Source organism: Alteromonas sp. IB21 (genome assembly GCF_016405965.1).
Taxonomy (GTDB): Bacteria; Pseudomonadota; Gammaproteobacteria; order Enterobacterales; family Alteromonadaceae; genus Alteromonas.
The window spans coordinates 17,413-38,874 of sequence record NZ_JAEFCD010000027.1 but is presented as its reverse complement, the minus strand read 5'-3'; the positions used below and the strand labels follow the sequence as shown (position 1 = coordinate 38,874).

The 21,462-nt window shown below is 42.9% G+C and carries 26 protein-coding genes and 1 pseudogene; 11 read left to right on the top strand and 16 right to left on the bottom strand.

The genetic code is table 11. The annotated features are described in order from the left end of the window. The first annotated feature begins 202 nt into the window (after nt 1-202). From JC525_RS16265 to JC525_RS16250, 4 genes are read left to right on the top strand one after another with little or no spacing between them, the layout of a single operon-like run. Entirely contained in the window at nt 203-529 is a 327-nt protein-coding gene (locus JC525_RS16265) for a hypothetical protein (RefSeq protein WP_198816773.1), read from the top strand. Beyond that, nucleotides 530-823, top strand: coding sequence for a YeaC family protein (locus tag JC525_RS16260; RefSeq protein WP_198816772.1), 294 nt, complete (start codon nt 530-532; stop codon nt 821-823). Continuing rightward, complete coding sequence (locus JC525_RS16255) at nt 813-3,734, top strand: DUF349 domain-containing protein (protein WP_198816771.1); 2,922 nt, start codon at nt 813-815, stop codon at nt 3,732-3,734. Before JC525_RS16260 ends, JC525_RS16255 begins: the two co-directional genes overlap by 11 nt. Continuing rightward, complete coding sequence (locus tag JC525_RS16250) at nt 3,735-3,953, top strand: hypothetical protein (RefSeq protein ID WP_198816770.1); 219 nt, start codon at nt 3,735-3,737, stop codon at nt 3,951-3,953. It abuts the gene before it with no gap. 62 nt (nt 3,954-4,015) lie between these two features. On the opposite strand, the gene JC525_RS16245 is transcribed toward JC525_RS16250, so the two are convergent. The 12 genes from JC525_RS16245 to JC525_RS16190 all read right to left on the bottom strand — a co-directional run bounded on the left by JC525_RS16245 (nt 4,016) and on the right by JC525_RS16190 (nt 13,350). Beyond that, the gene (locus JC525_RS16245; RefSeq protein ID WP_012518775.1) at nt 4,016-4,210 is read right to left on the bottom strand and encodes a hypothetical protein; all 195 of its coding nucleotides are present in this window, start codon (nt 4,208-4,210) and stop codon (nt 4,016-4,018) included. Between the two features lie 38 nt (nt 4,211-4,248). Then, on the bottom strand, nt 4,249-4,425 hold the full coding sequence (locus JC525_RS16240; RefSeq protein WP_025255564.1) for a DUF1328 domain-containing protein: 177 nt from the start codon (nt 4,423-4,425) through the stop codon (nt 4,249-4,251). A gap of 293 nt (nt 4,426-4,718) precedes the next feature. Further along, nucleotides 4,719-5,360, bottom strand: coding sequence for a phosphoribosyl-AMP cyclohydrolase (locus tag JC525_RS16235; RefSeq protein ID WP_198816769.1), 642 nt, complete (start codon nt 5,358-5,360; stop codon nt 4,719-4,721). Between the two features lie 408 nt (nt 5,361-5,768). Then, nucleotides 5,769-6,347, bottom strand: a complete 579-nt coding sequence (locus JC525_RS16230) for a CC0125/CC1285 family lipoprotein (protein WP_198816768.1) — start codon at nt 6,345-6,347, stop codon at nt 5,769-5,771. A gap of 25 nt (nt 6,348-6,372) precedes the next feature. Then, nucleotides 6,373-6,630, bottom strand: a complete 258-nt coding sequence (locus tag JC525_RS16225) for a hypothetical protein (protein WP_198816767.1) — start codon at nt 6,628-6,630, stop codon at nt 6,373-6,375. 44 nt (nt 6,631-6,674) lie between these two features. After that, nucleotides 6,675-7,187, bottom strand: coding sequence for a hypothetical protein (locus tag JC525_RS16220; protein WP_198816766.1), 513 nt, complete (start codon nt 7,185-7,187; stop codon nt 6,675-6,677). Nucleotides 7,188-7,191: 4 nt separating this feature from the next. Beyond that, nucleotides 7,192-7,521: a DUF883 domain-containing protein gene (locus JC525_RS16215; RefSeq protein ID WP_198816765.1), complete on the bottom strand. Its 330-nt coding sequence runs from the start codon at nt 7,519-7,521 to the stop codon at nt 7,192-7,194. A 188-nt stretch (nt 7,522-7,709) separates the two neighbouring features. Next, complete coding sequence (locus JC525_RS16210; protein WP_198816764.1) at nt 7,710-9,806, bottom strand: response regulator; 2,097 nt, start codon at nt 9,804-9,806, stop codon at nt 7,710-7,712. Nucleotides 9,807-9,818: 12 nt separating this feature from the next. Then, the gene (locus JC525_RS16205) at nt 9,819-10,271 is read right to left on the bottom strand and encodes a response regulator (RefSeq protein WP_105929714.1); all 453 of its coding nucleotides are present in this window, start codon (nt 10,269-10,271) and stop codon (nt 9,819-9,821) included. Next, nucleotides 10,261-11,775 (bottom strand): sensor histidine kinase, encoded by a 1,515-nt coding sequence (locus JC525_RS16200; protein ID WP_198816763.1) that lies wholly within the window; start codon nt 11,773-11,775, stop codon nt 10,261-10,263. The genes JC525_RS16205 and JC525_RS16200 overlap by 11 nt, the downstream gene beginning before the upstream one ends. A gap of 4 nt (nt 11,776-11,779) precedes the next feature. After that, the gene (locus JC525_RS16195; protein ID WP_198816762.1) at nt 11,780-12,004 is read right to left on the bottom strand and encodes a hypothetical protein; all 225 of its coding nucleotides are present in this window, start codon (nt 12,002-12,004) and stop codon (nt 11,780-11,782) included. Between the two features lie 14 nt (nt 12,005-12,018). Next, complete coding sequence (locus JC525_RS16190; RefSeq protein ID WP_198816761.1) at nt 12,019-13,350, bottom strand: sigma-54-dependent transcriptional regulator; 1,332 nt, start codon at nt 13,348-13,350, stop codon at nt 12,019-12,021. A gap of 596 nt (nt 13,351-13,946) precedes the next feature. Here JC525_RS16190 and JC525_RS16185 point away from each other — a divergent pair. Continuing rightward, nucleotides 13,947-14,354, top strand: a pseudogene (locus JC525_RS16185) (exopolysaccharide biosynthesis protein). A 73-nt stretch (nt 14,355-14,427) separates the two neighbouring features. On the opposite strand, the gene JC525_RS16180 reads toward JC525_RS16185, so the two are convergent. Both JC525_RS16180 and JC525_RS16175 read right to left on the bottom strand, forming a co-directional pair. Further along, nucleotides 14,428-15,351, bottom strand: a complete 924-nt coding sequence (locus JC525_RS16180) for a LysR family transcriptional regulator (RefSeq protein ID WP_198816760.1) — start codon at nt 15,349-15,351, stop codon at nt 14,428-14,430. A 54-nt stretch (nt 15,352-15,405) separates the two neighbouring features. After that, complete coding sequence (locus tag JC525_RS16175) at nt 15,406-15,756, bottom strand: rhodanese-like domain-containing protein (protein ID WP_198816759.1); 351 nt, start codon at nt 15,754-15,756, stop codon at nt 15,406-15,408. A 194-nt stretch (nt 15,757-15,950) separates the two neighbouring features. Between JC525_RS16175 and JC525_RS16170 the strand changes: the two genes are divergently transcribed. Further along, entirely contained in the window at nt 15,951-16,259 is a 309-nt protein-coding gene (locus JC525_RS16170) for an ArsR/SmtB family transcription factor (protein ID WP_198816758.1), read from the top strand. A gap of 83 nt (nt 16,260-16,342) precedes the next feature. On the opposite strand, the gene JC525_RS16165 is transcribed toward JC525_RS16170, so the two are convergent. Then, on the bottom strand, nt 16,343-17,089 hold the full coding sequence (locus JC525_RS16165; RefSeq protein ID WP_198816757.1) for a PRC-barrel domain-containing protein: 747 nt from the start codon (nt 17,087-17,089) through the stop codon (nt 16,343-16,345). Between the two features lie 211 nt (nt 17,090-17,300). Beyond that, nucleotides 17,301-17,657, bottom strand: coding sequence for a DUF413 domain-containing protein (gene maoP, locus JC525_RS16160; RefSeq protein WP_198816756.1), 357 nt, complete (start codon nt 17,655-17,657; stop codon nt 17,301-17,303). Between the two features lie 395 nt (nt 17,658-18,052). On the opposite strand from maoP, the gene JC525_RS16155 reads away from it, so the two are divergent. From JC525_RS16155 to JC525_RS16135, 5 genes are all read left to right on the top strand, one after another. Beyond that, the gene (locus JC525_RS16155) at nt 18,053-18,220 is read left to right on the top strand and encodes a hypothetical protein (protein ID WP_167390606.1); all 168 of its coding nucleotides are present in this window, start codon (nt 18,053-18,055) and stop codon (nt 18,218-18,220) included. A gap of 126 nt (nt 18,221-18,346) precedes the next feature. Further along, nucleotides 18,347-19,177, top strand: a complete 831-nt coding sequence (locus JC525_RS16150) for a LysR family transcriptional regulator (protein ID WP_198816755.1) — start codon at nt 18,347-18,349, stop codon at nt 19,175-19,177. A 67-nt stretch (nt 19,178-19,244) separates the two neighbouring features. Beyond that, complete coding sequence (locus JC525_RS16145; RefSeq protein ID WP_198816754.1) at nt 19,245-19,595, top strand: DUF2750 domain-containing protein; 351 nt, start codon at nt 19,245-19,247, stop codon at nt 19,593-19,595. Between the two features lie 59 nt (nt 19,596-19,654). Next, nucleotides 19,655-19,888: a DUF2789 domain-containing protein gene (locus tag JC525_RS16140; RefSeq protein WP_198816753.1), complete on the top strand. Its 234-nt coding sequence runs from the start codon at nt 19,655-19,657 to the stop codon at nt 19,886-19,888. 66 nt (nt 19,889-19,954) lie between these two features. Beyond that, nucleotides 19,955-21,340: a ribonuclease J gene (locus tag JC525_RS16135; protein WP_198816752.1), complete on the top strand. Its 1,386-nt coding sequence runs from the start codon at nt 19,955-19,957 to the stop codon at nt 21,338-21,340. Nucleotides 21,341-21,462 lie beyond the last annotated feature (122 nt).

The following is a 21,462-nucleotide window of genomic DNA, read 5'->3' as shown; positions in this document are numbered from 1 at the left end:
AAACAAGTGAGTAAAATTGCGCGCCGGTGTACTTTTTTTAAAAGTATACACCCCGCGCATTTTTTGTTTCGAGATGTCAGGTTTTATCCTCACAATCGACTTCATTGTTGTGCTTAACTTAAGTATGATACCCGTCCGCGTAAAAATACTTGTGCAAATAGCATGGGTATTCTCATTTCGCACTCAATCATAGGAGCAACATATGGCATTAGTTGACTGTCCTTCATGCAATAAGAAAACGTCCGACAAGGCGCAGACGTGTCCTCATTGCGATTTTAAAATCGGTGACGCGACCTCAGAAGATATAGAGCGCAAACAAAGCTTACAAAGATTTAAGAAGTTGGCGAGTATCCAGAACCAGTCTCTCCTTGCTATGCTGATATTTGTTGCAAGCTTTGGGTTCATGTATTGGGGCGGCACCCGCCCGGGTGATTTGCAACATAATTTAGCTATTTTGGGCGCAGTAGTTGGCTTTGTCTGGTACTTAGTCAATCGTGCGCGAATTGTTTACATCAAGCGTTTTTCCTAAATGAATATTGAAGCATTATTAGCCAGTATGACGCCAGAGATTTATGAGCGTCTTCGCCAAGCAGTTGAAACCGGTAAATGGCCTGACGGCACACCTTTGAATAATGAGCAAAAAGAAAGCTCGATGCAGGCCGTTATGCTTTACCAAGCCAAAATTGAAAAGTCCTCAGAACATATGACTGTAGGCGAGAACGGCGAAATTGTTCACAAAAGCAAAGCCGATTTTAAACGCTCATTACGTAGTGAGCAGGATGATAAAAATACAATAGCGCGGTTCAAACAGGATGATATTTAGTCGTATATTTACGCCTTCGCACCAAAGCCCGAAGCCTGAAAAAAGAATGCAGGCAATTGAAAATCTCTCTCCAGATAAGGCACAAGAAAAAACAATTCTTCACGAACTCGCCTTCAATGACGAGGATCCTAATGTAAGTTTATTAGCTCTGGAGAAGCTTAATAGTTTCGTGTTATGGCTTAAAATGTCGCAAATTGCGAAGCTGTCTCGAGTAAAAAAGGTCGCAGAGCAGAAAGTTAATTCAGCGCTTTTAAATGAGGGGGACCTTTCCCTTTCTTGTGAAGAAAAGTTGTCGTTTTTAAAAGAAACGGCGAGTCCTGAGTTCGTCATACAACTTCTACCCAAAATGCTCGAGAAAGACGCTGCGCTTTTACGTGACGATACCCTAGCCAAGGCATTAATAGACAAGGTCAATAAACCTTCATTTACACACTACGTCTTTTTAGAAGGGGCTAGTGCCAGTTTACAATCACAGCTCATTAGCGCTTACTCAACGATATCCGATTTGCAAAAACTGGCAAAAAAAGTGTCGGATGATGATTTGTTGTCCAAAATCAACGCCCGTATAGACGCAATAAAAGAAGCGCAGCAGCGCCCAGTGGAGCTTAAAAAGCAGCTAACCTTAATCTTATCAAAATACCAAGCGCTACTTGATAAGCCGGACGTAGAGATTGTCGAGCAAAAACGGCGAGAATTCGACAGTGAGCTTTCTGGGTTATTTGGCCAAATTGACCTTCTCACGCAGGAAGAACACACTGAGTATAAAGAAAAGCGAGAAAGGATTTCAGAGCAAGTAGACCGCTACTTATCGCGTATTCGCCCAAGGTGGGAAGAAAAGCAGTTAGCTACTCAGCTTGCCAATACTCAAGCATTGTGTGAACAACAATTGACCCACGCTATCGAGCAAGTTTCGTGGCTTTACGATAATCGTCTTTGTGAGGCGACACTTGCCGATGTAGCAACAGTAAACGAGAGTGTGCGCGGCGTAGAAGCTACGCTTGAGCAGTTAGCTCGTTTGGGAAATGAAAAATCAAGCGAGAAGCGCCTAAAAGAAATAACAAAAGCAGTAAACGAGTTAAACGATAAGCTTGATCGTTTCTCAATGCAGCAACACTATGGGCAAAAGCTCCTGATTAAACTGCAAATGCTTGAAGATATTGCTACCAAAATAGCAACACTTAGCGCTGTGAAGGGGCAGAGCGCTCAAACAGGCGCTAACCCAGTGGAGCCAAGCGCACAAGATGATGAAAAGTCGCATGAAGAAGTCACCCTTGATACTCTTCAGGCCGCATTTACTGAAGCGCGCGAAGATTATAAAAAGCTAAGTAGTGAGATTGACGCTATTCCTAAAGCGCTGTCAGGGCGTTACAAGGCATTGATTAATAGTGTCAGTGCTAAGGAGAGGGCGCAAAAAACAAAACAAAATGAGCAAATCAAAAATGTTAGAAGACAAATAAGCGTTATCGATAACCTTATTGGTCAAGGAAAGTTTCGCGTCGCGATATCGAAATTTCAAAAGCTCGAAAATAACTACAATGAGATGCCTGATTCTGCGAAAGAGCAAGTCGAAAAGCGCTTCGACAAAACTGCTGAAGAGGTATCTCGTCTTGAGGGGTGGCAGAGTTATCTCGCTGCACCTCGCAAGCCTGCGCTTGTAGAGGAAGCTCTAACGTTAGCGTCAACAGATGCAGACGATATAAAAGCGCGAAGCGAAGCGATCAAATACCTTCGCAAGCAGTGGTTGTCATTAACAACAACGACGAATAGCAGCACAACGGAGGGTAGCGACGACGATTTGCAGAAGCAGTTTGACGATGCGCTAGAAAAAGCCTTCGAGCCTTGTCGTGAGCACTATGCAAAACTTGATGAGCAGCGGCAACAAGCTCTAGAAAAACGCGTAGCTATCATAGCTTCTGTAAAATCGATAGATCCAAGCTTATCGGAAGCGGAGTTAGTTAAAATTTTCGACAGAGCAGCAAAGCAATGGCACGCTGCTGGCCAGGTTGAACGAGATACTTACGAGCAGCTAAAGCGCGAGTGGAAAGCGGTTTCTGCTCCCATCCAAACTAAGATTCAAGCTTGGCAGAATGATAACCAAGCTCAGAAGCGAGATTTAGTATCGCAAGCTCAGCAACTCGCAAATCACGACTATGTAACTGTTGCAGCAGACGAAGCTCAGAGTCTACAAAACCGATGGAAGCAAGTTGGTCATGCGGGCAAGCGGGAAGAGAGTAAACTTTGGTCGGAATTTAAAGCGGCAAATGATGTAGTTTTCGAACGCTTGAAAGCGGAAAGAAAATTGCAGAATAATGTTGCAAACGAGAAGGTAGATTCACTACTTTCTAATATCGAAAATATTGATATAAACAGCGACGACGCTTCTTTCAACGAGTCAATGGGCTGCGTTCGAGAACAGCTTACAGAACTGCCCAAGCCACAGCGTAGCAAAGTTGAGCGAAAATTAGATATGCTTGAAAGCAAGCGCGAAGCGCAGGCAGAACGTGCACAGAGTCAAGCTCAACGAGACAGAGCACAAGCACTTATTTCACTGCTTGAGATCAGCGTAGGAGAGGGAACTGAAGACAAGGAAATGCTAATTGAACGGTTAGGTAAGCGCTGGTCTGCATTTCTCAGTCAGTCTGACGGCCATATTCGCTTGCAGCACGATAGACGGTGGTTAACAGTTGCCTTGGAAGTGGCATCTAATATGCCAAGTCCAGATGCTGATACATCAATAAGATCAAGCGTTCAGTTACAGATGATGACTGCAAAACTAGAGCAAGGAGAGGCTGCCACGGCATCTGAAATTTTAGCTGATTGGCTGTCATATGATGTGTTAGAGGTTAAAGACAATCCTTTAACGCAACGTGTTATTGCTGTTGTTGACGCGCACCCTGAGGTGGTGGCTTAAATGGAAAATGCTGTTGAATTCGAATTTGAAACAGAAATGTCTGCATATCGGTTTTTGAACACCGTGAAGCACCTTGATGCAGATGGATTGAAGGTTAAATTCGGAAAGTCTGACCATCACGTTAGTGTTAAGTATCGTTATATACTTGGTGAGTTTGACTCGACGCTATCGACGCTTGACGACCTAGCCAGAGACTTAGGTGGCGAAGAAGTTTCCTAGCTTGCTTTCAAAGCAAACGAAAAAGGGTCAGACAATGTCTGACCCTTTTTTTGAAGATGCTATTAGCAATCTTTATCTTCGGCTTCTACGCCTTCTTTCACATCTTCGCAAGCGTCTTCAACGGCGTTACCAGCATCGGTAACCATCTCGTCAAGCTCTTCACCCGCGTCTTCTGCTTCACCATCGCCACACGCGGCTAGTGATAGTGCAAATGCTGATGCTACTAATACTTTAGAAAGATTTTTAAATGAAAACATATCCTTACTCCTTTTTCCTATTAAAATGCTTGTTACTTCTAGGCTCTTGGTGCTTTGCCACGTAGCGCGTTAGCGATTAGTGAGATTACTAGCAATGCGATAAACACGAAAAATAGAAACTGTGCTATCCCCGTTGCTGCACCTGCGATGCCTCCAAAACCAAAAACTGCTGCGATAATGGCGATAATAAAAAATGTAATTGCCCAACCTAACATAACTAAGTCCTCGTTTTGCTTCCGTTACTTACACAATAACTAATGCTAGCTTCGTGCCGGGTTTTTAAGTTAATGATATTTAATGAAAATGTAGGTTTTTCGACTTTTTATAGTCAGCAACAAACGCTTATTCAAGGTCACGATTACACAACGAAATGCATATTTTACATGCCTGTAAGACCCAATACTAAGGCATGTCGGCAGAGTAACTAAGCGGTTTTGGTCAAAACCGCTTTGCCTAAAGAAAGGGAAGGGACCCCCACAGTATGTAAATACTCAGGGGCAAAGCTTATTTAATTGCCATTGGGGTTGTAGGGTAAGGATGATTGATGGGCCACAATTCGAAGATCACCGTCACTGTCTTTTACATAGGCAAACGTGTACTCGACTTTCGTTTCTCCGCCCTGTATGTCGGTAAAAAAGTAGTTACCCATCGCCACTGCCATACGACAGCTGTTATTTATAATACCAACGTTATCGAATTTAACGTTCGTATAAGGTTTAATCGCGAAGCCTTTATCTTCTTCATAGGCATCATTGCCGCCAACGAAGTAAGAAAGCGCTGCATCAAAGCTTGAGCGGAATTGGTCATTAGCAGCCAGGGTTGGTTTGAACAACACACTACTTAAATCGTAGCCGTACATCGCCTGTATAAAATCGGCAGCCTCGGCAGAATAATCGCCATCATTACTAAATACAGCGCCAATTCTGACTATACCGTCGCCCCATTTCCTTTGCGCTGACACCACCTCTCTTTCCGTGATGCACCTATCAGAGTAAAGCAGCGCGTTATCTAATGCGTTTGCTTTTAATACCGGTGTAGTAGAAGCGGCTTGGTCTAACTGTGGTTTAGCGACAGCACTACACCCTGAAACGAACAACACTGTAGCCGCTGCAACCGCTGTCTTTGTAATTACTGTGTTTAGGTTTTTCATCGCTGACTCCTTAGTCATATGCAAAATAAAGTTTTGCTGTACCTGTATCATTAATGTGATAGAGGCGTATAAATCTGCTTTGCAGTTCATGAGACTAAGGATAGATATTTTAGATGACGAAGACTTTCGCACAGCATTAATAGAAGATTAACTACGCATTAAAACAATGAAAAATATAAAAATATTAGAAATAAGGTGACTTTGAATCAGTACTTTCTAGGCACGCGCTGTTCTTTACTCGTTAGAGGAATCGAGCTTAGTAGTAGTGAGACAAAAAAAAGCGGGAGAGAAGTAGACGGCGCGGCGCGAAATAGAGTAAATAGGAATAATATTTTATAAACTTGGCAGAGAGACGGGAAAAACACAGTGTCGCCGTCACAATGCCAAGGCACAGATATCGTATCTGGTCTAATTCTGCTTTTTAGACGCCAAAGGTTCCGACAACACCTCTTCGACGGTGAAAGCGTTTTTACCCAAAGCGTTCAAATCGTTAGATATCTTCACATCTATAGTGAAGTAGATATCGTTTATTTGCGTTTTAACAACATCGTTAGTGGAGGGTACCGCCATTGGCTGCGCTACTTCGTCACAGCCCGACATCGTACACTGTTTATCGGTCTGAAAAGCTACGGGTTGTTCGTTATTCGCCATTATCTCTCTTGCCATTACAGGCTTTTTATCGACACTGGTTTTTACAATAGCGAGGTGAGAGAACCCCTGGGATTTTGCAATTTCGGCGGCGCGGTATAGCGCATATTGCTGAACGAGATCTGCTGGGGTTTTATCCGTTGCTTTAAAGAGGACTTTAATCTCGTTATCAGAAAGCTTTTCGCTGGAATAACCATATGCGGCTTTCGAACTTGCCGATTTATAGGGAGTAGGTGCTGCAATGGGAGAAGATGAACAACCTGTTAATGCCAAAGCAAAAGTAGCCCCAATTAAGGCCAATGTAGTCTTTAATTTTTTCTTTATAATTGTACTGCCCATCTCACATACTCCTTAGGTATTGTGATCATTGGAATAATGACATCAACGCCGTTCGGCCCAACGCCATCATAGCTTGATTGCGCTTAGCCTTAGGCTTGGCATCTACTGCGCCCTTATAGGCGCCAACAGCTGAAATACCCAAAAGGACCTCGGGTTTGCCCATCAATAACTTACATTGCCTTTTTGCTTGAGTAAGTGCAACGTCTGCGTGATGTTTTTGAGAAAAGTAAGCATGCTCTTTTTGAGCAATATCTTGTATGTTTGCTTTAAGAAAAATATTCATGGATATTACCTGACGTATTAACAAACCATGTAGGCGCCATTAAGCTACCCAATAACCTTATGCCACGTTTGAATAAGCCGTTTAAAGCTTAAGTAGTTAAATGCATTCTGAGCAAGTTTAAATAAACCGAAGGCGGCAACACTGTTAAGCACGAGAAGCACGAGAGGAACAACAACATAATGCAGGCCAATGTTGTGCAAGAAAGCGCCAATGGCGATGTTTAAAATCAACCAGCACACTGTGCCTACCGCAAATGCCGCCAGACAGGCAAAAACCGTAACGAAAAAGCTTTTCTTAATCAGCATGAGTTCGCTATTGGTTAATTCTAGGAACGCAAAACCTTGTGCTTTTCGCTGAGAAAATGCTTCTTTAAACGCTGAAATTATGTCTGAAAAAGCTGGGTCAGGGTATTGCTGTTCAGTGGCAGTTTTACCTTCTGTTTCATCGGTTTTCGGATGATAGTTGTGAGCGCTCGCCTGAGCCCCAGGGGGCGTCAGGCGAAACGGATTTTCTTTGCACAGAGCGAATTGTGCTTTGTGAAAATCAGGGGCTTCCATTAAATTACTTCTTGCGTAGCAGTGAAGTCACTAACATACCAGCAGCGAACGCGATACCCGCAGTCGCAAGTGGGTTTTCTATCGCATAATTACGCACCTTCGACGCTTGCCATTTTTGTTCTGCTAAACGTTTTCTTTCAGACATACTCTCTGCAGACGATGACGCTGTTTTGCGAATGTTCTCTTCTGCAATACCTGCACTGTCTGCTAATTTATCTACCGATGCATGAAGAGAATCCTTCAGTTGGTCCGTCACTGGGTGGCTTGGCTCAGTCACGCCGTTTGCTGTGGTAGGTTTTACCGTTTGCGATTTTGCTGATGCTTGTGTAGCCATAATACTCTCCTTAATATCTTGGGTTCAGTATAATGGGTGCAACGCCTATACCAATACTATAAAATATTGAAAGTAAAAGATAATGTTGATTTTAAGAGGAGGCAGAGAGAAAAAGGTTTGCAAGTCTCACTCAGTAAGGTTACAAACCCTTGTAATATTTTCGCAGTGTTTAAATTTGGTTAATTTATTCAGCCTAAGATGGACTCTAAATCATCTTTAGACACGGGTTTAAGAAGCGCGCTATCTATACCAATCGATTCCATGCTTTCAGTGTCAGCTTCATGTCCGCTTACTATCGTCAGCGATGCGTCAGGAAGTTTTTTCTTAAGCTCTGTTGCAAGGTCATACCCGTTGTAATCGGGCAATGTTAAATCCATAAGTATGTGGTCAAAGCGCTGCTCTTGCGCGGTTTTCAGCGCATCTGCACCACTGTACTCTGTTGTGACTGTGTGACCCAAGTGCGAAAGAAACAGCTGTAGCAGTTCTGCCGCATCTTCATCATCTTCAACCACAAGGATTCGCTTATTTTTTACTACCTTTTCATCAGCTTTTTCATTATTGGTTGTTGTTATGGGGCTAGGCGATTTTTCATTGTGTTCTTGTTTATTTTTTGCCGCATACGGTTCATGTTTTTCCGGTGCAAATGGCTTGTCGAGCGGCATGTCAGCAACCTGAGCTTCTACGTTTGTAAACGTAACATGATTGCCCGGTGGCAAATATTGTGAGAGTAAGTTAGCAAGTGCAAACCGGTCGATAGGCTTTCCAATAACATCATTAAAACCTTCTCGAATTAAAGATTCTCTCAGTCCCTTCCGACTCGCGGCTGTTACTGCAATAACAGGGATCTTTTTACCATGGCGACGTATTGCATGGAGTGCCTCAATACCATTCATAACAGGCATGTGGATATCCATTAGCACCAGGTCAAAAGGTTGGTTGTGCTCATCTGCTTCCAAAACCGCCTCTAGCGCTTTTACGCCATTTTCAGCATAGCTAATATCTGCCTGTGACTGACTCACCAAATGGCCGGTAAGCCTGCGTATTTCTCTTAAATCGTCGACAATCAATACTCTTCCAGTGACACAGAGATTAAGACTGCTTGATTCAACAGGTTGTATTTGTCCAAGCTGAAGTTCAACTCGCAGTTGTGACGAAATGTCGCCAGGACCGATATCGAAAGTAAAGGTACTCCCTTGACCGAGGCGAGATGAAACCGAGATATTACCACCCAGCTTAGTGACTAATTCTTTGCATATTGCCAGCCCTAAGCCTGCGCCGCCGTGGTTAGCTCGCATAACATCTTCAATTTGTTCAAAAGGCTGAAAAATGTTTTTGAGCTTATCTGGTGGCATACCAATCCCAGTGTCATCAACAGAGAACCGTAAAAGCGGCTCGCGTGTAGACGCTGGCGAAGGCTCTTCAAGTGAAATCGTTAGGGTAATGCTACCTTTGTCGGTAAATTTTACCGCGTTTGATATAAGATTAAGCAGCACTTGGCGTAGACGAGTAGGGTCTGTCTTAATGAATTCAGGGATTTTTGTAGTGGACACAACGTTAAGGCTTAAGCCTTTATCTTTTGCATTCAACCGCATGAGTGAATGGATATCGGTTAGAAACGCCGATAAGTTAACGTCTTGAATATTCAGTTCGAGTTTCTCTGCCATGATACGTGACATATCAAGAAGGTCATTAAGTAAACTCAACAAATGCTTACCATTTGAATGAATAATTGACAGTTCTTGTTGGAAAGGACTGTTACGGGCATCATCAATAAGAAGTTCTGTGTATCCAAGAATAGAGGTCAGTGGGGTACGTAATTCATGCCCTAAATGCGCAAGAAATTTGTCTTTCGCTTTGTTTTTTTGCTCAACTTTATTACGCTCAAGCCGCTCGTTTTCTATGTCACGGCGTACCATCGCATAGCGAATGGTGCGCATGAATCGTGGAGACTCAATTTCAGATTTTTGTAAATAGTCCGCGGCGCCAGCACGCATGACCATTTCATCTACCGTTGCATCAGATTGGCCCGTCAAAATAACTACTGGCAGGCTAAATTGATTTGATTTTAAGACGCCTAAAACGTCGATAGCGTTCTCTGCACCCAATAGATAGTCGAGTAAGCATAGGTCAAAACTATCTGATTTAAGTGCTTCTATTGCATCCAAGCTGTTGGTCACCCACGTTAATTCAAACGAAGGTGACTCACATTGTTGTAGATAATCAGAGGTTAAGAAGTAATCGTCTTCATCATCCTCGACTAATAGAATTTTAATTACCTCTGTCATCTAGTTCCCCGACTACTCGTGTGGCAACTCAACGAATTCTATCCAATAGCGTCCGAGCGCGCGCATTAATTCAACCAAACCCTCAAAATTAACCGGCTTGGTTATGTAAGATGCACACCCCAAATCGTACCCTCGAAGCATATCTTCTTCTTCCTTAGACGTTGTTAAAATAACAACAGGAATACTTCTCAGCTTTGGATCGTTTTTGAGTTCTTGAAGTGCTTCTCTACCGTCTTTTCTAGGCATATTTAAATCTAACAAAATAAGACTAGGGCGGGGCGCAGAAGCAGGGTCTGAGTATTTTCCCTCATGACGCAAAAATTCTAAGAGTTCAACACCGTCTTCAACGCAGAATAGATTATTTAAAACTCGACTTTCTTTAAGTGCATCAACCGTAAGCAAACGATCGTCTTCGTCGTCGTCGGCCATAAGTATATTAATAGGTTGGGACTGTTTACGCGTCATTGGTCGTCTCTCCGTTATTGTTGTTAGTACCAAAAGGGTCACTGTCTTTCGGCAGTATTATCGAGAATGTTGCACCTTCGCCAAGCTTGCTCGTTGCGCTAATCTGACCGTTGTGGCGTTCAACAATACGGCGGCAAACAGCTAGACCTATCCCGGTTCCTTTATACTCACTTCTACCGTGTAAGCGTTGGAAAGGTGCGAATATTTTTTCGGCGAACGATTGCTCAAATCCAATACCGTTATCGGATACCGTGATTTTTATCCATTCGTGCTCTTCGGCAATAAGGATATCTTTTACATCCTCTGGTAGCGCGACGGTTGCATTTATTGAAACAATAGGCGTAACGCCTTTAGTTTGAAATTTCAAAGCATTCGAAATAAGGTTTAAAAATAGCTGTTCAAGTTGCGACTTGTCGCCTCGAATGATCGGCATATCACTCACATTTATTTTTGCTGATTTTTCGTCAATGGCTATTTCTAAATCGCCAACAACGCTATTGATAGCACGTCCGAGATCAACTTCATCAAACTCTTTGCCACGGGTTGATACGCGCGAAAACGCCAGAAGATCTGATATTAACATTGACATTCGCTCTGCTGCATTGAGCATGCGTGCAAGGTAATCTTTACCTCGTTCGTCTATGACATCGTTGTAGCCCGACTCTAACCTGTTTCCGAACGCACGGATTTTTCTCAGAGGTTCTTGTAAATCATGGGAAGCGACAAAAGCAAAGTCTTCCAATTCTCTGTTACTTCTTGCAAGTTCCTCGGAATAAACACTTAATTCTTGGGTTCGATCGGCAATCTTCGATTCTAACTCTTCATTCACAGACTCAAGACCAGCTTGGTATTTTTCATGTTCCCGCGAGTTGATTTTCAGCAGTAGAAATACGGCGATAATGAGAAGCAGGGTAGTGACAGATGAAATGATTAATGTATTCACTGAGTCGCGTCTCAGGCTCATCAAGTTGGCCAAGTGCTTGCCCTGCATGTTCCTTTCTGAACTATCGATTTCACTAAAGAGCGTTTCAAAGCGCTTATATAGCATAATTCCTTTATCACTATTTACGAGCTCAATTGCTTCTTGTTCTCTTCCTGCTTTTATAAGTTCAACAACTTCAATAACCTCGTTGACCTTGGTTTTTGTTAATTCAAGCAGCTGCTCCATTCTATTGGTTTGCTCTTGGATGTCGGATGAAAATGAACTTACCTCTACCTCATCCATGACCTCACTAATAACCCCCAATGTCTCTGTGTAGTCGGCAAGGTACTTATCATCTTCAGTGAGCATGAAACCTCGTTGACCAGACTCAATTCTGAGCACGGCAATGTGCAGCCTGTTTACCGCATTGATAACGCGGTTGGTGTTGAAGAGTCTTGCTTCAAGAGCTGAAAGGTCGTTTAGCGTACTTACCACATAAAATGAATTAGCTGTTATCACAGCGATGACAAAAACAACGATAATGATCCAACTGTAAACAGAAGACAGCACTTTAGAAATCATTTAACTAATCCGCAATGTTGCCACCCAATTCTGAGGTCATTTCAGTAAGGGTGTGACTGCAGTCTTTCGCACTGCTAATTATCTTGTCTAACGCCGCGATCGCCTTTTCAGGTGCGACGTCTCCATTTAAAGCCATTTTTACAAGTTCAGCTTGCATTGAAATCCTGTTAAGCGGCTTGCGTGCATCGTGTACGAAAACACTGAGCTTCGAAAATTCTTCGCTAGTCATACCGAATACCTCATTTATTCGTCTTTACTCAGGTCACCATAGGCATGAAGACGGTTATAAAGCGTTTTAGTACTAATCCCCAGCATTTCAGCGGCGGTAGTTTTATTGCCGTTCACTTTTTCCAATGTGGCGTAAATGAGTTCTTTCTCAACGTCTTCTATGGTTCTACCTGCTTGGAGCGCAGGGGTCGTACTTTGCTTTTGCGCAAAAGGTGATTCAATGGTTTTAGGAAGCTCAATTTCACTTTTTTCTGGGTCGCTCATGATGGCAGCACGGTGCACAAAATGTCTTAATTCACGAACGTTACCCGGCCAGTCGTAGGCCTGTAATGTTTCCAATTGGCTATCTTCCCATTGATAAATTGATCCATTATCTTTGTTAAATTCAGCGATGAAGGTTTTTGCAAGTAGCGGTATATCCTGTTTGCGTTCTCGCAGGGGCGGAATAGTGATAGGAAAGACGGCCAGCCTAAAATAAATATCCTCTCGAAGTACCTTACTCTGTGCAATTTCTTCCATAGTGCGGTTTGTAGCCGAAACAACACGACAATTAACAGGAATCGATTTGGTTCCGCCAACGCGAAGTACTACCTTGTTTTCCAACACGCGAAGTAAGTTAGGCTGCATATCAATTGGCATTTCTGTGATTTCGTCTAAGAAAAGTGTGCCGCCCTCGGCCTGTTCGAATACACCTTCTTTCCTACCTACAGCGCCAGTGAATGCGCCTTTTTCATGACCAAACAATTCGCTTCCAATTAATTCTTTAGAAAAGGCGCCGCAGTTTGTAGCGATATAGGGGCCTTCGCTTTCTGAGGCGCGATGGATTGCTGCAGCGACCACTTCTTTACCCACGCCACTTTCACCAAGCAACATAACATTTGCACTTGTTTTACTGACGCGTGCAATAAGTTTGTATAGGTCCTTCATCACCGGAGACTCGCCGATAAGCAAGTCAAAGTGTTTTTCTATCTTTGCTTCTTCGGGCTCTTTATTTTTCTTTTTCTGGCTTAAAACCGCTTCAATTTCTTCCCGTTGAATGGGTTTTACGAGGTAATCAACGGTTGGACCACACAGGCCCTTTATAACGCTTTTTACAGAAGGGTGACCGGTGATCAATGTAACCCGTGGACGCTTAGGAAGTGCGTCAAGTTCATTAAATAGATGGGCACCACTGCCATCAGGCAGCATAAAATCTAGTAAAACGTGATCAAAAGTTTCTTTCTTCAACCAATCTCGCGCTTCTTCTAATGTTCCGGCAGTAAGTACTTCATGCCCCAAAAATTCAATAATGGTACAGGCAACTTCTGTGAATTCAGCGTCGTCATCAACTAAAAGTACAGTTAGCACGTGGATGTCCCTCTCTTTCTATTCCTAATTCGTAAAACTTGGAATTTAATCAATATTATGGTTTTCGTTGTTCAGTCATCGTAGCGTTTCGAATTCTGCTATCGAAAGCTCGACCACCGCATGTGTCAATTCTGTACAACAAGGAATGTTGGCTAGGCAGACGTAACGACCCGTTCAAACTCAATAGCGTTTGTCGAATAGTAGCGTTTGACGCGATTCCTTTATTTTTAATTTTTGTTGTAAGCAAAACGTTTCATAAAAAGTAAATTTGCAAAAAACATTCCTATGCGCGCAATAGTGATGTAAGGCATCCAATGGCACATTTTTCGCACAGCATATACCTAATCATTGTTCGCAATATGGAGTGCTTTGTCTCAAAAATGCGCTTTATATTAGATTTTCAGCGAGGAATTCGTCAGATAGCATACCAGTTCACAGGTAAAGTGGAATCAAAGGATTTGAAAATATTAGGAAAAACAGCTGAAAGATCAATGACGTTATATGAGCTGCTTGGAAGAATGCAGTCAAGCGCTCAACAAAGTGTCTTTCACCTCGCTCATTTTTGGCGTGTTTTAGAAAAGTGAGGCTTTGGTCCAATGCTTGCCTTGCCTTCTTTTATCGCCTGCACATCTATAGGTGCAGTTCTAGGGGGGCCATCCGTGGCAGGTGTGACAATTTTACTTATTTCTTTGCAAATTTTACTCGGTCAACGTCATCAATGGCTTCCAGTTAAAGTCATGGACTTGAAATGCGACGCTGATCAGCTTAGGTAGATAGTCGACAAGGTCAAACCTTACGCGGTTCGTATTGACAGGTTCTTAGTTCCTCGCTGCTTCTTTGTGCGTCAGACGCTTTTTCGCTCATTAATCGCGCTAAATTGCATGGTGTGCGGTGCCGTGATGATGCCATTGGAACTGATCCCGTTCATGGGCTTAATTCCCGCGTTTGCCGTTTTGATTATGGTAATAGGCATGAACGGACGATGGGGCAGTGGCTTTAATTAGCGTGTCTATTTCACTGCTTGGTTTTGTATTGGGTTTCGAACAACTTAGCGCTGTAATGAGTTAGTCTAGACGTCTAATTTTCACAACTATCCAAAATCAGATCTGAGGTCGGTAGGTTCATCGTTTGATATCTCAATTCCCCTATGAACGCGCGAGCCGCAGGGCCGAGTGTGTCACCATCTTCAAAAGACAAGTAAAGCAGAGCTTTTCTTAATGCAGCATTGTTGTCCAGCGGGAGGGGGACTAATGTACCATCCTCGAGCTTGTCTTTGATAATAGCAATAGGCAGCCAAGCAAACCCTAGACCCTGCGCAATGATATCTACTGATGTCCTTATGTGACTGACAGTCCATCGCTGCTCTGCTCCTAACCAGCCAACGTCAGCTTTACGTTCTGTAGAAGAATCCCGAACCACGATCTGGCGGTGAGCTTTTAAATCCTCTAATGTCAGTGTTCTTCCCAACTGATGTAAAGGATGGCGGGCGTGAGCCACGGCTACAAACTCAATCTCGCAAAGGTCTTCACTAAAACCATTTGGAAGAACGAACGGCGATATGCCAAGATCTACTCTCCCACTGCTTAATAGGGAATTCGCGCCGCTTAGTACGGTTTCCTCTAATTCTATACGCAGCAAGGGATATTCGTTGGACACTTTTCCAAGAACGTTATATAGCAGTGCGGATGGAAATATAATATCCACAGCGATGCGTAATGTGGTTTCTGTTCCAGCCTGAAGACTGCTTGCTACCGCCTCCAGCTTGTGTGCTTCATCCAGTAAAAAAGTAGCGCGACGATACATTAACTCGCCTTGTGGAGAGAGCTGTACTTTTCGTCCAATATTTTCAAATAGCCTAACCCCAATAGCGCTCTCTAATTTCTGTACAGCATGATGAACACTTGACTGACTTTTATGCACTTCTACGGCAGCCTGATTAAAACCGCCTGCGTCGACAACGGCTTTGAACATTCGCCACTGCTCTAATGTGGATTTCAGCATGTATAGGCCTTTTACTCTATTTCGGGCTGTTATATCACATAAGGGATTAACGAGTCATTTATCACTAGCTTGATTGATTGTGGGCACTGGACACGTTACGACAGATATATTTTCGTAACCCATTTTAGTTAGTTGTTCTGCTGCAAGCTTTGCGCGAACGCCTGAGGCACAGTGTATATAAAGGGGCGTGGATGCATCTTTAAATTGCTCAATGGCCTTCATTTCGAGAACGCCGCGGGGAATGTGTAACGCAGAACGAACGGGTTGATCTTTTACCTCCGCGGTTTCCCTAACATCAATTAATGTGCCCCCATTGTTTTCTAACTCATTAAAAGCCTGTTCTGCCGTAACGGTTCTAACGTTAACGTCGATATTTTCTAAGCGAGTCTTAATGTCAATGAGCATTTGGCTTCCTTAAAGATAGGCTGGTGAACAACGCAAGTTTTATAGGTTAACGTTAATATTCGTATTTTAGGATAGCAGAATAAGCGTATTGACTGAAACTCATCGCATAAAATAGCTAATCAGCAATTTGTCTTATACTTTAGTATAATAAAGGGGTAAATTAACGCGGGTATTTTATTAAAAAGGGAGTGCTTATGTCCGAGGATATGGTAATAAGTTCAAATGAAATAATGGAACATGCTGCAGAAGCCGAAATCTTTCTAAAACAATTTGCGAACAAAACGCGTCTTATGGTGCTTTGCTCTTTGTTGGAAGAAGAAAAGTCGGTCACTGAGCTTCTAGACGTTGTCGATGTATCTCAGCCTGTCATATCACAACATCTTGCTTTACTGCGAGAGTCAAAAATGGTGGCCACACGTAGAGATGGGCAAACTATTTTTTATCGTTTAGCAGATGAACGGGTTAAGCGTTTGATCGCGTTGATGTACGAGTTTTTTTGCTAGTGAGTTAAGACATTGTCAGCAAACCGGTAAAAACAATGTCCGTTTAAAAACGGACATTGTAAGAGGAAGGCATTTGGCTTTCCTTAAGTATCGCCATTAAGACTGTTGCATAGTGTTGATATGTAGCCTTCTTCAGAGATTTTATCATCATCTACTTCGGGTCGATTCATTAGCTCGTCTTGACTGAGACTCACGCTAACGTGATGAGCTGCCCAATCGATGTTTTTGATGTCGCTAGGCAATAACGCTAAATGCTTCCCACCCGGCAGCCAGTTGTTCGTATCAACAACCAGCATCACAATTTTCCAACTACGCGTATCAATAATAAAATTGCTGATATGACCTACATTGTCAGATGTTGTAGCGACTTCATAGCCGCCAACTTCTCCCACCGCGCGTAAGTGATTCGACGTTTTTTGAGGATGAACGGTATCGGACTCCTCAGCCTGCTGCAGTTCAACCAATTCGTCTGGATGGGCGAATTCGCCCCAAGCTCCTGGGCCTATCCAGTAATAACCGTAGCCAAAATACTTAAAAAGGTTCTCTTCATACTCCCGGGAAACAGGTTTGTGCTCATCTATGGAAGGGCTATTCTTGAGTGTATCGACAGTCATGTTGATATGAACTGTCTCATCTTCACAGGCTAGTTGTTTTACCGAAATAGGGGATATCACTACTTTTCGGCTTAGAGGTAACCACGTGTTAGTGTCCGCAACGAGATAGCGAACGGTGAAGGTTTCGTCATCAAAAAGGATGTCGCGAATGCCGCCCACTTTGTCATCAAGTGCATGAATAGAAAAGTGAGTAAGCTGTTTCGAGCTAATAACCATCGTTGCGCCTCCTTTGCTTGGGCTGGTTTGTAAGAGCAATGCAACCAAATTAGGGCATTTTGCTCCTCTATAGTCTAAGTGTAGACAATCCTTAACGTTTCTCAATTTTGTTCTTTCCATAACTTGATTGAGATCATTTCAAGGCCAAACAAAAAAGCTCGCCATGGCGAGCTTTGGTATTCATCGTTAAATTGAGGCAAGGTCGAAATATTTACGCAACGTCGAATTCGTCGTCTGAATAGTCATCGTCATAATCCGACTGGTTACTTGCGCTACTGTGCAATGTATAAAAGTGTTTTTTGCCTCTGGCGAGTTTGACGTACTTTGCCCACGCCTTCTCTACATTGTTGCTCGCTTCAACCTTTCCACCGATAAAATCAACAAAATGCGCTTCATCGTCACTTTCTGGCTTAAGTTCGCCACTTTCAAGTCCCAGTAGGGTTTTACCGTATGTGGTGAGAAGATCTGCTTCCGAAATGCTGAAATCACCGGACTTACGAAATCCATAGGGAAACTTCAAACGGTCAATGTAAGGTTTTGCTGATGGTCTAATAGCTAAACTTTTCATAATGTACCCAACGTAATAGTCTGTTCAGCGCTCTTTTATGACAATTAAAAAGTAAGATAAAACAAAAGTTTTTTTTCTTATCAACAAAAAATTTTTAACGGAATGAAAACTCAAAAAAAATTTCACATGAATTTAGTAAAATATTAACGTCTGTTCATTATTACGATATTACGCATTGGATATATATTATTGAAAAATATGATAAATGCCGTTCATATTTTTCTTGTTAGGTATGCGGAGACTACCGCTCTATCCAGAGGCTTGCGCTACATTATATTTTCAGAAACTCCCCTGTTTTATCATCAAAATTTCTTATCGCTACGATGATAAATTTTCGTTTTTCATTTTTACGCTTACGTTAATAATTAAGGTGTGTTAACAACTTAGAGAAAGCAATGAGCAAAGACTATCGTTACCAGCGTGAAGAATGGGACTCGGTAGAAGACGAAGGTTCTTACGCAAAGAAAACTAACGCCAAGCGTCAAAGCAGCGTGAAAGTGAAACAAAAGCGTGACCTACAACGTCGTGATAAACAGCGTCGTCTGCACCAAGAAGAATATTAATTCTACGCGTTGGTGAAAATTTGATTAAGCGTACCGTTTCTAACGGTGCGCTTCTGTGCTTTTGTGTTTACTTGCCGTATCATCTATGTCAACTTAGACATACTTTGATTCGGTTGTACAACAAGCATGGATATACGCTTTCTTACCACCTTTATAGAGGTGGCCAAAACACGTCACTTTGGTAAAGCTGCAGAAAATCTTTACCTCACCCAATCTGCTGTCAGTGCACGTATAAAGCTCCTTGAAGAATATTTCCACACTACGCTGTTCATTAGGCAAAGAAACAGCATTCAGCTTACTCAGTCTGGAGAGAAGCTTCTGCCTTATGCCAAACAACTGTGCGCGACGTTAAACGAGGCTAAGCAGGAACTACAAATTCAGTCGTCTGAATACGTTGTATGTGGCGCCACGCAATTAGCTAGTGAGCTATTGTTGCCACAAATGTTAAGTCATTTGCATAACGCATTTCCAGATTGGTCGGTTAAGGCAGAGGTGCTTACCCTGGATACCTTGTCCCGTCAAATGCACGAGCGAGTTACCGATATGTCGTTTTCTACCGAACCGTTAAAGTCAGAAGAAGTGAATAGCACCGTATTGCTCGAGCATGAACTTGCTCTATATAGAGTGGGAGACGGTGCGGAAACGATAGACGCGGCCGATTTTGTTGCCATTGATTGGGGAGCCAAAGCAAGAGACTGGCTACTTACGGCTTACCCACAATTACGAGATGCTAAATTAAGAACAAACTCCTTGAACTTAGCGCTAAACAATCTTCAAAGCGAAGGTGGTGTTGCTGTATTACCCACGAATGTTGGAACCCAGTTACCTGAAAATGTAAAGCTGACGAAAATCGAAGTACTGGAAAACGTATCGCTGAAAGTATACGTCCACAGCATGAAACAAGTAAGAAGAGTAGGTCTAGCAGAAATAATAGACAGCGTATCGGCCGCGTATTAACCGTTGCTGAGACTATGATGTTGCATTCATAAAATAGTGCAATAGCCCCAAAATAAACGAGAATATTATGTCAAATCTACACCCGCTATTAGAAAAAAGTGCTGCTCAGCGTCTAGACGCAAGCTTAGCGATTATAAAAGCCGAACAACGATTATTCATTCTTAAAGATGAGCATGGATGCGTTATGCTGACCACGGATGAAGAAGATGGCGTACCAATTTGGCCTGAATCCGAGCTTGCGCTGTTATGGGCGACCGAGGACTGGGCTCACTGTGAGGCGATGGAATTAACCACGCAAGAATTCTTAACTAAGTGGGTACCCGGTATGACCCAAGACGAGCTTGTGGTCATCGTGTGTCCTGTTCCTGCAGAGGAAGGAGAGGTCATCACGCCTGAGGATTTTGCAGAGTATTTGTAAGCTGTGATCTCAAGGGCGAATGTGTAGGTAAACAACTTATAGAAATACTAGGAGTTATTATGTTTACTCAGCAACCCACAATGAATAGCCTGTTTAGCCAACTTGGTTTGGGAAGTTCAGATGAAGAAATCGCTGAATTTTTTGAAACGCACCGAGGACTTAATAAGCGTCAGCATCTTCACGAAGCACCTTATTGGAACGAAAGTCAATCTGCGTTTCTGAAAGACGCGATTATTGAAGATGCAGCGTGGGCTGAAGTCATTGACCAACTCAACGCAGAACTTCACGAGTAACCTTACCATTGGTATTTGTTATCCCCCGCGCTAGGTCATTAAATTCTAATTAAAGGTAGTCTTAACTTGTTGCAACCTACAGCTGCCGATTTGTGGTTTGTTCCCTTAGGAGGGACCGGAGAGATTGGCATGAATCTCAATCTCTATGGCCACAATGGGCAGTGGCTAATGGTAGATTGCGGTGTTTCCTTTGACGAACCGTTAATCCCTAGTTACAAACGCAAAGGTAATAATGGGGAAAATATTACAGAGGGCACTACTCACAGGGTTGTTGCACCCGATCCGACTTTTATTGCAAGTCGGAAGGATTCATTAGCAGGTATTGTCATTACCCATGCGCATGAGGATCATATAGGTGCAATCCCTTATCTATGGGAAAGATTTCAAACGCCAATTTATACCACCTCTTTTACAGCTGAAGTACTCAGACGAAAGCTCGCTAGAAGTAAATTGGCGAATCGGATTCCAATTATCGAGGTTGACGCGGGAGATATCCGTCAAATTGGGCCATTTACGGTAAATTGGCTCGCCATTACGCATTCACTTCCTGAGCCTTTTGCTTTGAAAATTTCCACGCCAGTAGGTACGGTTTTACATACAGCTGATTGGAAAATTGATGCCAACCCAATAACCGGTTTACCGTTTGATGTGAACCTCTACAAGCAGTTAGGGAATGAAGATATCCTTGCTTTGGTTGGCGACTCTACTAACGCGCCCAAACCCGGCTTTTCGATTTCCGAGCGAAATTGTTATGACGGATTACTTAGTACGATTTCACCTCTTAAAGGCAGAGTGATTGTTGGGTGCTTCGGCAGCAATATCGCGCGGCTTATTTCATTAGCGAGAGTAGCTAAAAAAACGCAACGCTACATGGGGCTTTATGGACGCTCTCTATTGAACATGTACGGCATCGCGAAGCAACAGGGAATCTGGCCTGATGATTTGCCAATTGCAGATGCACAACATCTAGGCTATTTACCACCTCATGAAGTGCTTGCTGTGGCTACAGGTAGCCAAGGCGAAAAGAACACAGCGCTTGCTAGGTTAGCTAAAGATAATCATCCTCATCTTCAACTCGAGAAGGGAGATACGGTGCTGTTTTCTTCCATAGTGATCCCTGGCAATGAGAAAAGCGTTGAGCGGCTAAGTACATTACTGCTAGCCAAAGGAGTGACTGTCGTCCATAGCGAAGACAGTCCCCTACCTATTCATGCAAGTGGTCACCCATGTGAAGAAGAACTCAAGCTTATGTATCGCTGGGTAAAACCTAAAATTTCCATTCCCGTTCATGGCGAACATCTTCATCTTGCGGCTCACGCCAACATTGCGAAAAACAGCGGTGTTTCAAAACATTATGTGGGCCAAAATGGTGATTTATATAGACTAGCACCTCAGCCCAGTATTAGGCGTCAAGTGGTTCCAGTAGGTCGTATTCCCGTACAGCAAGATTAATCGCTCTATGTTTTTTACATTGTGCTTAATCGCAGGTGGCGGTAAAACCTTTCATTTAAGTTTGAAAATAAATGTTCTTTCTAATCAAAGTGATATCTTAATGGCGTTGATTTAAAAACCTG

Coding starts and splice junctions, on each gene's coding strand:
- JC525_RS16230 (WP_198816768.1), bottom strand. CDS start 6,347: ATGGGCAGTACAATTATAAAGAAAAAATTAAAGACTACATTGGCCTTA.
- JC525_RS16220 (WP_198816766.1), bottom strand. CDS start 7,187: ATGGAAGCCCCTGATTTTCACAAAGCACAATTCGCTCTGTGCAAAGAA.
- JC525_RS16240 (WP_025255564.1), bottom strand. CDS start 4,425: ATGTTAGGTTGGGCAATTACATTTTTTATTATCGCCATTATCGCAGCA.
- JC525_RS16155 (WP_167390606.1), top strand. CDS start 18,053: ATGAGCAAAGACTATCGTTACCAGCGTGAAGAATGGGACTCGGTAGAA.
- JC525_RS16175 (WP_198816759.1), bottom strand. CDS start 15,756: ATGCTCATTGACATTAAGACTCGCTTAGAAAATATCGACGTTAACGTT.
- maoP (WP_198816756.1), bottom strand. CDS start 17,657: ATGAAAAGTTTAGCTATTAGACCATCAGCAAAACCTTACATTGACCGT.
- JC525_RS16225 (WP_198816767.1), bottom strand. CDS start 6,630: ATGAATATTTTTCTTAAAGCAAACATACAAGATATTGCTCAAAAAGAG.
- JC525_RS16205 (WP_105929714.1), bottom strand. CDS start 10,271: ATGACGCGTAAACAGTCCCAACCTATTAATATACTTATGGCCGACGAC.
- JC525_RS16235 (WP_198816769.1), bottom strand. CDS start 5,360: ATGAAAAACCTAAACACAGTAATTACAAAGACAGCGGTTGCAGCGGCT.
- JC525_RS16200 (WP_198816763.1), bottom strand. CDS start 11,775: ATGATTTCTAAAGTGCTGTCTTCTGTTTACAGTTGGATCATTATCGTT.
- JC525_RS16180 (WP_198816760.1), bottom strand. CDS start 15,351: ATGCTGAAATCCACATTAGAGCAGTGGCGAATGTTCAAAGCCGTTGTC.
- JC525_RS16145 (WP_198816754.1), top strand. CDS start 19,245: ATGTCAAATCTACACCCGCTATTAGAAAAAAGTGCTGCTCAGCGTCTA.
- JC525_RS16170 (WP_198816758.1), top strand. CDS start 15,951: ATGTCCGAGGATATGGTAATAAGTTCAAATGAAATAATGGAACATGCT.
- JC525_RS16165 (WP_198816757.1), bottom strand. CDS start 17,089: ATGGTTATTAGCTCGAAACAGCTTACTCACTTTTCTATTCATGCACTT.
- JC525_RS16265 (WP_198816773.1), top strand. CDS start 203: ATGGCATTAGTTGACTGTCCTTCATGCAATAAGAAAACGTCCGACAAG.
- JC525_RS16140 (WP_198816753.1), top strand. CDS start 19,655: ATGTTTACTCAGCAACCCACAATGAATAGCCTGTTTAGCCAACTTGGT.
- JC525_RS16250 (WP_198816770.1), top strand. CDS start 3,735: ATGGAAAATGCTGTTGAATTCGAATTTGAAACAGAAATGTCTGCATAT.
- JC525_RS16150 (WP_198816755.1), top strand. CDS start 18,347: ATGGATATACGCTTTCTTACCACCTTTATAGAGGTGGCCAAAACACGT.
- JC525_RS16245 (WP_012518775.1), bottom strand. CDS start 4,210: ATGTTTTCATTTAAAAATCTTTCTAAAGTATTAGTAGCATCAGCATTT.
- JC525_RS16260 (WP_198816772.1), top strand. CDS start 530: ATGAATATTGAAGCATTATTAGCCAGTATGACGCCAGAGATTTATGAG.
- JC525_RS16195 (WP_198816762.1), bottom strand. CDS start 12,004: ATGACTAGCGAAGAATTTTCGAAGCTCAGTGTTTTCGTACACGATGCA.
- JC525_RS16215 (WP_198816765.1), bottom strand. CDS start 7,521: ATGGCTACACAAGCATCAGCAAAATCGCAAACGGTAAAACCTACCACA.
- JC525_RS16255 (WP_198816771.1), top strand. CDS start 813: ATGATATTTAGTCGTATATTTACGCCTTCGCACCAAAGCCCGAAGCCT.
- JC525_RS16210 (WP_198816764.1), bottom strand. CDS start 9,806: ATGACAGAGGTAATTAAAATTCTATTAGTCGAGGATGATGAAGACGAT.